General features: G+C 34.0%; 13 protein-coding genes. 3 read left to right on the forward strand and 10 right to left on the reverse strand.

The annotated features are described in order from the left end of the window. The coding region (locus ACIQ2J_RS01910) for an outer membrane protein assembly factor (protein WP_396166033.1) at positions 1-1,933 on the reverse strand (1,933 nt) is incomplete at its 3' end. Positions 1,934-1,967: 34 nt separating this feature from the next. Here ACIQ2J_RS01910 and ACIQ2J_RS01915 point away from each other — a divergent pair. Continuing rightward, complete coding sequence (locus ACIQ2J_RS01915; RefSeq protein WP_396166035.1) at positions 1,968-2,699, forward strand: TrmH family RNA methyltransferase; 732 nt, start codon at positions 1,968-1,970, stop codon at positions 2,697-2,699. Here ACIQ2J_RS01915 and ACIQ2J_RS01920 read toward each other — a convergent pair. The 9 genes from ACIQ2J_RS01920 to ACIQ2J_RS01960 all read right to left on the reverse strand — a co-directional run bounded on the left by ACIQ2J_RS01920 (position 2,696) and on the right by ACIQ2J_RS01960 (position 10,421). After that, a complete protein-coding gene (locus ACIQ2J_RS01920) occupies positions 2,696-3,400 on the reverse strand; it encodes a porin family protein (RefSeq protein ID WP_396166036.1) in 705 nt (234 codons plus the stop codon). The two genes, ACIQ2J_RS01915 and ACIQ2J_RS01920, sit on opposite strands and share 4 nt — an antisense overlap. A 36-nt stretch (positions 3,401-3,436) precedes the next feature. Continuing rightward, positions 3,437-4,168, reverse strand: a complete 732-nt coding sequence (ubiE, locus tag ACIQ2J_RS01925; RefSeq protein ID WP_396166038.1) for a bifunctional demethylmenaquinone methyltransferase/2-methoxy-6-polyprenyl-1,4-benzoquinol methylase UbiE — start codon at positions 4,166-4,168, stop codon at positions 3,437-3,439. Positions 4,169-4,390: 222 nt separating this feature from the next. Continuing rightward, the gene (locus ACIQ2J_RS01930; protein WP_396166040.1) at positions 4,391-4,873 is read right to left on the reverse strand and encodes a dihydrofolate reductase; all 483 of its coding nucleotides are present in this window, start codon (positions 4,871-4,873) and stop codon (positions 4,391-4,393) included. Next, positions 4,870-5,205, reverse strand: coding sequence for a 2TM domain-containing protein (locus tag ACIQ2J_RS01935; RefSeq protein WP_396166042.1), 336 nt, complete (start codon positions 5,203-5,205; stop codon positions 4,870-4,872). The genes ACIQ2J_RS01930 and ACIQ2J_RS01935 overlap by 4 nt, the downstream gene beginning before the upstream one ends. Positions 5,206-5,582: 377 nt before the next feature. After that, a complete protein-coding gene (locus tag ACIQ2J_RS01940) occupies positions 5,583-6,524 on the reverse strand; it encodes a TonB family protein (protein ID WP_396166044.1) in 942 nt (313 codons plus the stop codon). A gap of 12 nt (positions 6,525-6,536) precedes the next feature. Continuing rightward, positions 6,537-7,361 carry a thymidylate synthase gene (locus tag ACIQ2J_RS01945; RefSeq protein WP_396166046.1) on the reverse strand — a complete coding sequence of 275 codons (825 nt, stop codon included), beginning with the start codon at positions 7,359-7,361 and terminating at the stop codon, positions 6,537-6,539. A gap of 73 nt (positions 7,362-7,434) precedes the next feature. Next, on the reverse strand, positions 7,435-8,058 hold the full coding sequence (locus tag ACIQ2J_RS01950; protein ID WP_396166048.1) for a bifunctional nuclease domain-containing protein: 624 nt from the start codon (positions 8,056-8,058) through the stop codon (positions 7,435-7,437). Positions 8,059-8,561: 503 nt separating this feature from the next. Continuing rightward, positions 8,562-9,530: an electron transfer flavoprotein subunit alpha/FixB family protein gene (locus ACIQ2J_RS01955; protein WP_396166050.1), complete on the reverse strand. Its 969-nt coding sequence runs from the start codon at positions 9,528-9,530 to the stop codon at positions 8,562-8,564. Positions 9,531-9,674: 144 nt separating this feature from the next. Beyond that, positions 9,675-10,421 (reverse strand): electron transfer flavoprotein subunit beta/FixA family protein, encoded by a 747-nt coding sequence (locus ACIQ2J_RS01960; RefSeq protein ID WP_396166052.1) that lies wholly within the window; start codon positions 10,419-10,421, stop codon positions 9,675-9,677. Positions 10,422-10,649: 228 nt separating this feature from the next. On the opposite strand from ACIQ2J_RS01960, the gene ACIQ2J_RS01965 reads away from it, so the two are divergent. Continuing rightward, entirely contained in the window at positions 10,650-11,663 is a 1,014-nt protein-coding gene (locus tag ACIQ2J_RS01965) for a pyruvate dehydrogenase complex E1 component subunit beta (protein ID WP_396166054.1), read from the forward strand. A 77-nt stretch (positions 11,664-11,740) separates the two neighbouring features. Then, positions 11,741-14,227, forward strand: coding sequence for a DUF5686 family protein (locus tag ACIQ2J_RS01970; RefSeq protein ID WP_396166056.1), 2,487 nt, complete (start codon positions 11,741-11,743; stop codon positions 14,225-14,227). Positions 14,228-14,447: the final 220 nt, after the last annotated feature.

Here is a 14,447-nt window from a genome sequence, read left to right on the forward strand (position 1 = left end):
GAAAATTGCCTGCTGATTCAAACTTTGTTTTGTAAGCATGAAAAGAATTATCATATAAATCTTTTTTGGTAGTTTTAGAAAAACTGATGCTTGTTGCAAAAATTAAATTGTTTTCGGTTAATCTTTTTCTTCGTTCTTCAATACTTCGAATTGTTTTTAAGTCGTTTTCGGTTATAGGAAGGGAAGACGGACTTGCAAGGGCATCATTTGTAAAACCAATGGTGCCGCTTTCAATTACTAATTGATGGGTGTCGGTAGAAAAGTAATTAGGGCTAACCGTGCTACTGTAGTTATTTGCAATAGCATCAAGAGCGTTATAAGACGATTGGTAAATATTAAAATAGTTTCCCACATTTACATTTTTCACGTATTGTACATTAAAAAGATCCAAACGAAACGAAGTGTTTTTTCTAGGTGTCCAATTGTAAGAAAAAGAGCTAGTAAAATTTTGTTTGTCCAAACCAATATTTCGTTGTTTTGCATAACCTACACTATATGTAGTAGATGGGATCATACTTTTTGGGATGATTTTATTCGTATTGAAAGGGAAAAATATCCTAGGAAAACTTAATTTAGCATCTACACCAATTTCTGAAATATTAAAGAAGTTGTTGTTAGGATTGGCTAAATCCTTTGATGCGCCAACGTTTCCTCTAAATCCAATTTGAAAAGTCTCGGCTCCATTAAACACATTTCGAATTCCTAAAGAAGTGTTTCCTGAAATCCCGAAATCTTGAATATTAGAATGAATGAAGTCTGCAGAATATCCAAAACTGAATTTATCCCGAGGTTTTAAATAAATATTTGCCAATAAGGATTTGTTGTCTTTAGGGTCAATTTTATATTCAATAGTTGGATAATTAAAAACCTTAAGATTACTTAAATATTTGGTGGTTAGAACAGTGTTGTTATCTGAAAAAAGACTTCCTTTAGTAATGAAAACAGCATCAGTTATTGCTTTCGGGCGGTATTTTAATTTGTTTTCACTGTACAAAATAAAATCTTTGTATTGTAAGCTATCTTTAATTGGTGCTGCCGCTTTATTGGCTGCACGATCGGTAAAAATGGAAACTTTACTAATTTTGTATAAATTAAAAGGGGCTGTTTTAGAAGAGTCATTTTCTCTGTAAGAATAATCTTTTACAATCAGTTTTACATTTACTTTTTTCTTGGTATTAATTGTGTCTAGCGAATAGGAAATATAATTTTGCTGAAAAAGATAGGCGCCATTATTACGGAATTCGCTAGTGATTCGATTGCGCTCTTCGTCTAGATTCGCCGTAGTATATTGATTATTTTTTTTGACAAAAGAATTTGCAATTTTAATTTTATATAAAGAATCTAATGCTGGAGTTGCAATGGAAGTTCGGATGCTATCAATAATATATGCTTTATTAAGTGCAATGTTATATTTAACATTGGTTTTTTTAATTGCCGAAGTATCTTTTGTGAAATTTGCTTTTACGTCAAAATAGCCTTTGTTGTAATAATAAGACTCTAACCTTCTCAAGGATTTTTGTGTACTAATGGAGTCAAACAACACCGGAGCTTCCCCAGTTTTAATCAAAAAATTACTCCATCCCGAAACTATAAACGATTTTCCAAGGCGATCTACTTGTTTTTTCGAAAGTAATTTTACCAGATTTGCTTCTCGATTAGGTTTTCTTTTCAGCCATTTTGTATAAGAAGTATCTGCATTTCGTTTTGCTAAATTAAATAAATTCAATCGTAAACGGTAGCCAAGTATAGCGCTATTGGGCTTTTGATACAATTGAAAAAACACATCTTCATCTTTAATGGCTTTTGCATCAATAGAAATTTCATTTTTCATTAACAAGCGTTTCCCATCTGGAACTCTACTTGTTGTATTACATGCAACAATTATAAGTGCCGTTAAAATAAATAATGATATTTTTGTAAGGTGATTTTTCAAGAGTTGCAAATTTAATTCAAAAGTACATTTTTTTATGGTTAGTAAAAACCAAATTAAGCTAATTACTAGTTTACAGCAAAAAAAATTTAGAGTGATTCATAAATTATTCCTTGCCGAAGGTGTGAAAGTTATTCAAGAACTACTCGATTCCAACTTTGTTTTGGAACATTTATTTGTTTCTGAGCCCATTTTGGATGCCGTAACTAGTTCTCAGAAAACACTAATTACTGAGGCAGAATTAAAGAAAATGTCTTGTTTGGCAACTCCAAATAATTGCTTGGCATTGTTTAAAATTCCCGAAACCAAAGCCCCAATTCCAAAAGGATTGATTGTTGCTTTGGATAGCATTCGCGATCCTGGAAATTTGGGTACTATTATTCGGTTGTGCGATTGGTTTGGCGTAGAGCAACTATGGTGTAACGAGCAAACGGTAGATAGTTATAATCCGAAAGTGGTGCAGGCAACTATGGGCTCCATTGCTCGTGTCGCTGTTTCGTATTTGGATTTAGAAAAACAACTTGAAAATACAACTATTCCTGTTTTTGGAACTTTTATGGATGGTAAGAATCTGTATCAAGAAAAACTTCCACAAGAAGGGATTTTAGTTTTAGGAAATGAAGCCAACGGAATTTCTGAAACTATAGAAAAACTAGTTTCCAATAGATTGGCAATTCCTCGTTTTGGTGCTTTACAACAAACCGAAAGTTTGAATGTGGCTACTGCAACTGCAATATTTTTGAGTGAGTTTAAAAGGGCTTCTTCTTAGTGGAAGGTAAAGTTTACAAAAACCCCTCTAGATTTCATGGCTGCAATATTCCCTGTCCAAGGGCTATCTGGATTATTATCGCGAATTAATTCGTCATTTAATCCAAAAACACCTCTTATGGATGGTGAAAATTTGAAATATTCTAAATATAAATCTACTCCAAAACCAAGTTCGTAATTTTGTGTCCATGGTTTTAAACGGAATTTTTGTTGGTAATTATCATCAACAGATTTAGAATTGCTTGCTAAATTTAAGGTTGCGGATATTCCACCTACCAAATAAGGGCGCACGTTTCCAACGCGTTTAGAAGAAAATTTCAATAATAACGGAAAATCTATGAAAGTAGATCTAATTTCTCTCTCTGCATCAATTTGTCTAGTGAACCCACTATAAGTTAAGTTCCGTTGGGCATAATACAAGCCTGGTTCAAATCGCAAATTGATATATTCTTGTAATCGAAGATCGGCTACAACACCCACATTAAAACCCGTAGTACTAGTTACCGCAATGTCTTTACTTGGTGTATTTAGGTAATCAACCTTAAAATCGTAGGTATTAAATCCAAGGAAATAACCAAAATAAACGCGTTGTTTATCAAAGTTTTCCAAATTTATTATTGGATTTTTTGAAAATAAACCTGTGGTTTGCGCCTGATTAGACAGGCTTAAAAGGAGTATTAATAAATAAAATAGTTTCTTCATAAATGCTGCATTTCTAATCGTAACGATTAGTGGGTATTATTTTTTGGTTGCCGAATAGATAGTTGCCACTCCAAAAGTTTGCGGCATTGCTACTACCTCTATAAACCCAATTTTTCGTAAAATATTGTTTAACTTTTCTCCATATGGAAAAACAGATGCCGATTCGGATAAATAACCATAGGCTACATTGTCTTTTGAGAAAAGTTTTCCAATGATAGGTAAAATATTTTTAGTATAAAAACGATAGCCTTGTTTAAATGGTGTTTTCTCAGGAACCGAAGTTTCTAAAATCACGAAAATCCCGTTAGGTTTCAATACTCGTAGTATTTCAGCAAGTCCTTTATCTAACGTTTCAAAATTTCGAATCCCAAAAGAAACCGTAATGGCATCAAAATGATTGTCTGGAAAAGGCATGTTTTCGCTGTCGCCAATCACCATGTCAATAATATGGTCTAATTTTTTGTCGGCAATTTTCTTTATTCCAACCTCTAGCATCCCAGCCGAAATGTCCAAACCAATAATGTTTTTCGCATTGGTTTTTGCCATTAAAATTGCCAAATCACCAGTTCCGGTAGCAATGTCTAAAATAGTTTCTGGGTTTTTGTCTGCAACTAATTGCAGCACTTTCTTGCGCCATTTTACGTCTATTCCAAAAGAGATTACACGGTTTAAACCATCGTAATTTCCAGAAATGGCATCAAACATTTGGGTTACTTGTTCTTTTTTTCCTAAAGTAGAATCTTTATAGGGAGTGACGTTTTTAGACATTTTTGCTAATAATTTTTATCGCGTAAAAGTACAAATAATAAAAATTGAAATCCCAATAAACAAATCCTAAATTAAGTTTGGTGGTTTTTAAGACCTGCAAGGTTTCAAAAACCTTGTAGATCTTGGATATTAATTATAAGATTTCAAAAACCTAGTAGATTGGGAAGTTTAAGAATTTAATACCTACAAGGTTCCAAAAAACCTTGCAGAAAAAACCGATTACTATTTTTTTAAATACGTTTCAAAAGTATAATCATAATTATGTCTTTCGTCTTTGTAATGGTGTTCTTCAAAAACTAATTCCCAATGGTTTACATCGAATGTAGGAAAATAAGCATCCGCTTCTAGGCTAGTATGCACGCGAGTGAGTTCTATTTTATCTGCAATAGAAATAGATTGCGTGTAAATTTCGGCACCACCAATAACAAATACCTCTTCGTTTTTTGGAGAAATGGCAATTGCTTCTTCTAGAGAATTCACTACAATACAACCTTCTGCTAAGTAGTCTTTTTGACGCGTAATAATAACGTGGGTGCGGTTGGGTAATGGTTTCGGAAAACTTTCAAAAGTTTTTCTACCCATGATGATATAATGTCCAGAAGTAATTTGCTTGAATCGTTTAAAATCGTCGGGTAGATGCCAAAGCAATTGGTTGTCTTTTCCAAGGGCATTATTTTCGGCTGCAGCAGCAATAAGAGTTATCATTCTGTAGGTTTTTGGTTTTCCACTTCGTTTTTAAGCTGCTCGATTTTTTTTTCTTGGGTCATCATTAATCTGTTGATTTGTTCGCGTTCCCAATTTTTATTCATGAAGCTATCCGTGATGAAAACTTTAATAAAATGCAAAATAAACACAAACAGCCAGGAAGTGATGGCCCAAATATACCAATTATTTGGTTCGCTTATGCCAATCCATTTATTGGCAATAAATAAAAAGATGCTGCCCAAGATAAATAAGACAAAATGAAAGTAAAGACCTTTTTTTTGTTTAATTCTTTTTCGGGCATATTCATAGATTTCGTGTTGGTCGGTGTCCATAATTAGAAAAATTTGAATTTAAAGATACGAATTTACGGATTAATATCCAAATAAAATTATAGGCAAAATGTATTAAGAAAACGTTTTCTTAATTTTATTTGATAAAATTATTTCAATAATTTGGGAATACAATTTTTTAAAGGGTGCCATTTTAATAATTTGGCAAAACTGTACAGCCCTTGTAAAACCTAATGTTTATTTGCTTTTCTTTGCTTCAGTAATCTATAAATGAAATAGTTAAGTCTGATAAAAAGTAATTAACAAAGTGCTTTTGGTAGTATTGTAAAAAAGAAATTGCTAAAAAAGTGTTTTAGAAGTATAAGGTTTTAGTTTGTTTGTTAAAAATCCGTTTGGCAATTTGTTGTCAAGCGGATTTTTTATTCCGAAGGAATTTCAAATTTTAATGGAATATTATAAGAAGTCCGCACTTTTAATCCTCTAAATTCACCAGGACTCCAGTCGGGGTAGGCACTTATTAATCGTTTGGCTTCTTCGTCAAATTCGGTATTGATGCTTTTTATTATTTTTAAATCGGTAATAGAGCCATCTTTATTAATAACAAATCCCAGCAATATTCTTCCGTTTATATTGCTAGCATTCTTTGGGATGTTGAAATTTTTCGCAATGTATTTGTAAAAATGGTCCAACCCTTTTCTTGGTTTTGGTTGCGAAAAGACTTCGTTATATGGGTATTCCATATTTAATTTATCTTTGCTTGTGCCATTTTTTAATTTTCCATTCTCATAATTTTCTATGAAAGTAGTTGCGGATATTTTATTTTGCCCAATCCAAATTCCGTCTTTAAAACCGTTTTTGATTTTACCAGAAGCAGTGCCTTGGGTGATAATTTCTTCAAAGTCACCATTGCCATCAATTACTTTTTGATTGTTATTTTTATCCCAATAGTTTTGAATGGTAGGTTCTGAGGTTGGTTTTTTTTCATTAAGAATAAATTCGCCTTCTATATATTTTTGACCATTTTCATACCATTCAGAATACTTTCCGGTTGCTTTTCCTTTCTCGTAAGAAACCGTTTTTTTGGTTGTCCCGTTTTCAAAATAATAAGTAACCGTTCCTGTTTCTTTTAAATAATCTTTAGTTTCTGATTTTCCTTTCATCTGAATTTTGCCAGATTTGTAATAATCTTCAAAATCATATTCTTCTTTTTCTAGATTATATTCTTTAATTACACGATAATAGTTGTAATTATCTTTTGTGGTTTCTTTCCAAACCGAATCTAAGTAAATGATTTTATCGTTACTTTCTTGAGCAAAAAGTAATTTTGAAAAAAGTAATGCGAATAGTAGAAGTTGCTTCATAAACTAAGAATATTAAACTGCAACCGCACCTTTAATATGCGGATGTGGGTCGTAACCTTCTAAAGTGAAATCTTCAAAAGTAAAATCTAAAATGTTTTTTACATTCGGATTTAAAATCATTTTAGGAAGGGTTTTTATATCGCGGGAGAGTTGCAATTCTAGTTGTTCGAAATGGTTGTTGTAAATGTGTGCATCGCCAAAGGTGTGAATAAATTCTCCTGCTTCCAAATTGCAAACTTGTGCAATCATCATGGTCAGTAGGGCATAGGAAGCAATGTTAAAAGGCACTCCCAAGAAAATATCGGCGCTTCGTTGGTACAATTGGCACGATAATTTTGCTTCGGAAACATAAAATTGAAAAAAGGCATGACAAGGCGGTAAGGCTACTTTGCCATTGGCAATATTTTCGGCAAAGGATTTAGTAGTATCTGGTAAAACCGATGGATTCCAAGCAGAAACCAACATGCGTCGGCTGTTGGGATTGGTTTTTAGGGTGTCAATCAACTCGGTGATTTGGTCTATTTCTTCGCTATTCCAATTGCGCCATTGGTGCCCATAAACGGGTCCTAAATCGCCATTTTCATTGGCCCATTCATTCCAAATGTTTACGCCATTTTCTTTTAAATAGGTTATGTTGGTATCGCCTTTTAAAAACCAAAGCAATTCGTATATTATCGATTTTAGATGCAACTTTTTGGTAGTCACCATTGGGAAACCTTCGCTTAAATCAAAACGCATTTGGTATCCAAATACACTTTTGGTTCCGGTTCCTGTTCGGTCGCCTTTTTGGGTTCCGTTTTCTAAAACGTGTTTTACTAAGTCGTGGTATTGTTTCAAAGTTGTAAGTTTAGAAGGTTGTAGGTTGTGGGTTTTTACTGCATACTAAAAAAACTGATTACTGACCACTATCCTACGATTCCCGTTTGGATATTTCGTCTCTAATGCGGACTGCTTTTTCGTAATCTTCGTCTTGAACGGCAGTTTCTAAAAGTTCGTGCAATTCGATAAGACTGAACTTAGCATAGCCTGATTTTTTTTCTTCACTTTCCATTCCGAAAGTTTCTGGTGGAGAAAGAACTCCGTCATCCTCTGGATTGTGTCCTTCCAATTCGGTTGGAGCTGCATTCAAGAAGATTCCTGCTTTGTCTAGTATGTTTTTGTAAGTGAATATTGGAGCGTGAAATCGGAGTGCTAATGCGATAGCATCGGAGGTCCGGGCATCAATAATCTCTTCGATTTTGTCTCTTTCGCAAATGATACTCGAATAGAAAACACCATCAACTAGTTTGTGGATAATGACTTGTTTGATAACGATGTCAAATCGGTCGGCAAAACTTTTGAATAAATCGTGGGTTAACGGACGTGGTGGTTTTATTTCTTTTTCTAAAGCGATAGCAATTGATTGCGCTTCAAAAGCACCAATTACTATGGGTAATTTTCGGTCGCCATCTACCTCGTTCAAAATTAGTGCATAAGCTCCATTTTGGGTTTGACTGTAGGATATTCCTTTAATTGTTAGTTTTACTAAACTCATTTAGATTTTAGATTGCTGATTTTAGATATTAGATTTTTGATTCTAAAATGCTTTGTCGTTTTGAGCAAAGCCTCGGGTCAAAAATAGTTATTCTTTAATCGTTAATTTGTTATTATCTGTTTGCAAAATAGTTTTTCTGAAAATCGAAACTGTATAGAACACAGTTTACCGCTTAGCCCCGATTGCAGCAGGTATCCTTTATTGTTTTTCTTTAAAACAATAAAGATACTGCGTAAAGCGGGAATGGCCATTGCAAATAAACAAAAAGTTTCGCTTTTAATAACTCTAATATACAAAAAAAAAGCCGTCTAAAAATAATTTTGACGGCTTTTTGAAATAGAATTTATTTTATTAGTCTCAAAAAAGAGTTAAAACCATGCACTTTCAGTGCATCTCGCTTAAGTCTTTAAAAACTGTTTTTTTGCCACAGATTCACAGATTTTAATCATTGTGAATCTGTGAATCTGTGGCGGTTTTAGTCTGTTAATTAAAAGTGGTTTGTTTTAAGAATTCTGTGCTTTAAATTCTTTTAGTTTTTGCGTCAAACGAGGCACAATATCGAAGGCATCGCCTACAATTCCGTAATCGGCAACTTTAAAGAAAGGCGCTTCGGGATCGGTATTGATGACTAATTTAATTTTAGAAGAGTTGATTCCTGCTATGTGCTGGATGGCTCCCGAGATCCCAACGGCAATGTATAAATTGGTTGCTACTGGTTTTCCGGTTTGGCCAACGTGCTCACTGTGAGGACGCCATCCTAGATCGGAAACGGGTTTGGAACAAGCGGTTGCTGCACCAAGAACGGAAGCTAATTCTTCTAGCATTCCCCAATTTTCTGGGCCTTTCAATCCGCGTCCGCCAGAAACTACGGTGTCGGCATCGGCAATGGTAACTTTTCCAGAAGATTTTTCAACGGATTCTACTTTTACAGAAAAATCAGCATCGTTAAGTGTTGGAGCAAAATCTTCTTCGGTTGCTGAAGAAGCGTTTTCAACTAATCCGAAAGAATTTTTCCCGATAGAAAGTACTTTAACGTCGGTAGCAATTTCGGTAACGTTGAATGCTTTGTTTGAGAAAGCGGTTCTTTTTACTTGAAATGGTGCAGTTGTGATAGGCAATCCTACCACATTGGGTGCGAAACCAGCGTCTAAACCTACAGCCACAAGGGGTGCAAGGTATAAACTGTCTGTAGTGGAAGAAAGTACAATAACTTTCGATCCTTCTTTTTGAGCGGCTTGTTTTAGGATGTCGGCGTAGGCTTTGGCATTGAAATTCGCTAATTTATCGTTAGACACTTTCAAAACTTTATCTACTCCGTAATTGGATAATTCGGAAATGTTTGCAATGTTCACGGTTACTGCTGTAACTGTAGTGCCAAGAGATTCGGCAACTTTTTTTGCGTAAGAAGCCAATTCAAAAGCAACTTTTTTGAATTTTCCGTCTGCAGATTCTGCGTATATTAATAATGACATATTTGTTGAGTTTATAAGTTGAGTTTATAAGTTTATAAGTTTATAGGTTTAGTAGAAACGGAACACTAAAAACTGAATACTGAACACTGTTTTTGTTTTGAGTTTTACAACTGAACACTAAAAACTGAGCACTGAATACTAAATTTAAATAACCTTCGCTTCGTTATGTAATAATTGGATTAATTCGTCTAGATTGTCTGCGGCAACCAATTTCACTGCCGATTTAGCAGCGGGTTTTTCAAATTTTACAATTTTAGTTTGGTTGTTGGCAGCAACGGGTTCTAAAACTGTTAGTACTTTGGTTCGGGCAGTCATGATACCACGCATGTTAGGAATACGAAGATCTTTTTCTTCTACTAAACCTTTTTGTCCACCAATAATTAATGGCAAACTAGCAGAAATAATTTCTTTTCCACCATCAATTTCACGTGCTGCTTTTGCAGAAGTTCCTTCAACAGTAATTTCTGTGCAGGAATTTACAAAGTTGTAGTTCAATAAACCGGCTAACATTCCGGGAACCATTCCGCCATTGTAATCTAGGGATTCTTTACCGCAAATAACTAAATCGTAAGCACCTGTTTTGATAACTTCGGCTAGTTGTTTGGCAACAAAAAAACCATCGGTTGGAACTGCGTTTACTCGGATTGCTTCATTAGCACCAATGGCTAAAGCTTTTCTTAAAGTAGGTTCGGTATCGGCACCACCAACATTTACCACGGTAACGGTTGCGCCTTGTTGTTCTTGAAACCAAATTGCTCTAGTTAAACCAAATTCGTCATTTGGATTAATTACATACTGAACCCCATTAGTATCAAACTCGGAATCGCCATTTACAAAGTTGATTTTGGAAGTAGTATCGGGCACGTGGCTGATGCAAACTAATATTTTCATTCTATATTTTTTTAAAAAGTTTTTTCTGACTGTAAAAGTATAAAATATATTTCTAATTTTTATATGCGTGCATAATATACTTTAAAAAAAGTTCTGTATTACATCGATTTCGCTGATGTCGGTTTAGGCCAAACGAATAGAAATGAATTTTATAAAATTTAGAAGTACTGTAGAACAATGATATTATTTAAGTTTAATATGTTTTTTTATCATTTTTAATTTTTACTTTTGCTATCCAAATTTGATTTAAAGAAAAATTTATATATGAGAACGATACAATTTAGAGAAGCAATTTGTGAGGCAATGAGTGAAGAAATGCGTCGCGATGAATCAGTATATTTAATGGGCGAGGAAGTTGCCGAATACAATGGTGCCTACAAAGCATCTAAAGGTATGCTGGACGAATTCGGGCCAAAACGTGTTATTGATACTCCAATTGCAGAATTAGGTTTTGCCGGAATTGCAGTAGGATCTGCAATGAATGGTTGTCGTCCTATAGTAGAATACATGACATTCAATTTCTCGTTAGTGGGTATTGATCAAATTATAAACAATGCTGCTAAAATGCGTCAAATGTCGGCCGGACAATTTCCAATGCCAATGGTTTTTCGTGGGCCAACTGCTTCTGCAGGACAATTGGGAGCTACCCACTCGCAAGCATTTGAAAACTGGTTTGCTAACACACCTGGTCTTAAAGTAGTTGTTCCATCAACAGTTTATGATGCTAAAGGTTTGTTGAAAGCGGCTATTCGTGATAACGATCCAGTTATTTTCATGGAATCCGAACAAATGTATGGCGATAAAGGAGAAGTTCCAGAAGGAGATTATATTATTCCGCTTGGAGTTGCCGATATTAAAAGAGCAGGTACCGATGTAACGATTGTTTCTTTTGGTAAAATTATTAAAGAAGCGCATATTGCTGCTGACGAATTAGCTAAAGAAGGAATTTCTTGTGAAATTATCGATTTAAGAACCGTTCGTCCATTAGATTATGATGCAATTATCAATTCGGTTAAAAAAACAAATCGCTTAGTAGTCCTTGAAGAAGCTTGGCCTTTTGCAAGTGTAGCTTCTGAAATTGCATACATGGTCCAAGACAAAGCATTCGACTTTCTAGATGCGCCGGTGCAAAGAATCACCACTGCCGATACACCAGCGCCTTATTCTCCAACTTTATTGAAGGAATGGTTGCCAAATGCATCCGATGTTGTTAAAGCTGTCAAAAAAGTTATGTACAAATAATAATTATCTATTATATTTGAAGCTTCATCGGAGAAACCTCGATGAAGCTTTTTTTTTAAATTTAAGATTTATTAAGCATGTTGAAAAAATTAGTTTTCCCTTTTTTATTTGTTTTAAGTTGTACATCTATCATTTCTGCGCAAACCAAAGTAGGCGGAGTGGTGGTGGATAAAAAAAACCAACCCATTTCGTATGCCAATATTGTTTTTAAAGGATCTAATGAAGGAACCGTTAGTGATGAAAACGGAAAATTTTATTTGGAATCTTCTAAAACCTATACTGCAATTGCAATTGCATTTGTTGGCTACACGACCAAAGACGTTTCTCTAGCAAAAGCCGTAAACTACAATATGAAAATTGTTTTAGAAGGCGAAATAGAGCTGCAGGAAGTGGTTATATTTAAAGGTAAAACATCTAAAAAAAATAATCCAGCATTAGCAATTCTTAGAAAAATTTGGGAGAGAAAAAGAAAAAATGGTTTGCGTATTTTTAACCAATACCAATACGAAAAATACGAAAAAATAGAATTTGATTTAAATACCATTGACAGTGCTTTTATGAAAAGCAAAATCTTTAAAGGAATGGAATTTGTTTTCAATAAAATGGATACTTCTAAGGTTACTGGAAAAACCTATTTGCCTATTTTTATTAATGAATCCTTGTATGACGTATATGGGGATAATAAAATTAATAAAGAAAAAGAAATTCTTAAAGCCAATAAAAATTCGGGATTGAGTAATGGGGAAGGCGTCAATACGTTCATGAAAGATTTATATAACGACTACAATATTTATAATAATCACTTAACTTTTTTTGATAAAAGTTTTACGAGTCCATTATCTACAACCGGAATTGATGTCTATAATTATGTGCTTCGCGATAGCGCATTTGTAGATAATAAATGGTGTTATAATATTGATTTTTATCCGAGAAGAAAAAACGAACTTACTTTTAAAGGCGATTTTTGGGTAAACGATTCCACTTTTGCAATCAAAACTATCAACATGGCAGTTTCCAAAAGCGCTAATATTAACTGGGTAAAAGACATTTATATTGAACAAGAATTTGATGTGCAAAACGATTCGGTTTTTCTGTTGACACGTGATTATATGATGTCCGATTTTGCTTTTAATAAAAAAGAAGAATCCAAAGGAGTTTATGGAAAACGAACTACTTTGTTTAGAAATCATAAATTTAACGAAGCCAAACCCGACAAATTTTATAAAGAAGAAGTAAACTTTATTGATAATGCAGTTTTTACAAAAGACAATGACTATTGGGAAAAACACCGTTTTGAAAAACTAAATAAAGATGAGGTAGGAGTTTATAAAATGTTGGACACACTTAAAACGATTAAGAAGTTCAAACAAATGTATAATTTTGTTACAGTTTTAGGTAGCGGATATATCAATTACCACAACTTTGATTATGGCCCAATTTTTTCTACATTCGGATATAATGTCGTGGAAGGTTGGCGTTTACGGGTAGGAGGAAGAACCTATTTTGGTCATAACGATAAATGGCGTTTACAAGGATATACCGCTTACGGATTTCAAGATAATAAATTCAAATATGGATTGTCTGGAAAATGGATGATCGATACTAAAAATCGAATTATCATTTCCGGCGGAAACCGAAGAGATGTGGAACAAATTGGAGCTAGTTTAACCACTACTAACGATGTTTTAGGTAGAAGTTTTGCGTCCTCTAGTGTATTTAGTTCTGGAAGTAATGGCAAATTAACTAATATTAATTTAACTTCAGCTTCCATAGAAATTGAACCAGTCAAAAATTTAATTTTTCAAACAGGTTTTTCATATAGAACCCTAGAATCGGCGTCGCCAACCTTTAGCTTAGATTATTATGCCGATGACACGTATACCAATACTAAAAGTTTGGTAAAACAATCCGAAGTAAATCTTCAAGTAGAATATACGCCCAATAAAAAGACATCAGGTTATGGAGTAGAACGATCTGTAGTAGATAATCCCTACAGTAGATTTTTTGTAAATTACAGCCAAGGATTTAAAGGATTGTTGAAAAGTGATTTTGATTACAGCCGACTTCAATTGTATTACAAACAGCCAATTTTAATTGGTCCTTTGGGAAGAACAAATTTAACTATGGAACTAGGAAAAACTTTTGGGCAAGTACCATTAGGATTGATGAGCGTAATTCCAGGAAATCAAACCTATTTTGTTATCGGAAATACCTTCAGTAACTTAAATTTCTACGAATTTGTATCCGATAGATACGCCACTTTACAATGGGAGCACAACTTTCAAGGCCGATTGTTCTCTAGAATTCCAATTATGAAAAAACTAAATTGGAGAGAAATCATAGGTGCAAGAACCGTTTATGGTGCTATTTCTAACGAAAACAAGCTACTTAATGCTTCCGGTTTAAACTATAATGCACCAACAACTCCTTATTGGGAATACAGTGTTGGAATTGGGAATATTTTTAAAGTATTCCGCATTGACGCTAGTTTTAGAGGAAATTACAGAGATATGCCAGGAACCAATAACTTCACTATCAAAGGAGAGTTCGGATTTTATTTTTAGTCCTTGCTAGCTTTCGAAGTAATCGGAAGCTATTCCAGCTATCCATTACAAGTCCTCACTATGAAAAGTGTTTTTCTATAGCCTAAAAAGAGCTTCCTTTGGTCGCTTTTTTATGCCAAGAAAAACTACTTTTCATAGTTCCGGGCTTTTCATTCCTATCTGGGCTAAAAAACGATGCAACAAGTAATAACCTAACCTAACTTTTGCCGCTTTTTTCTTC

This window comes from Flavobacterium sp. (assembly GCF_044357305.1).
In the GTDB taxonomy this organism is placed as follows: domain Bacteria; phylum Bacteroidota; class Bacteroidia; order Flavobacteriales; family Flavobacteriaceae; genus Flavobacterium.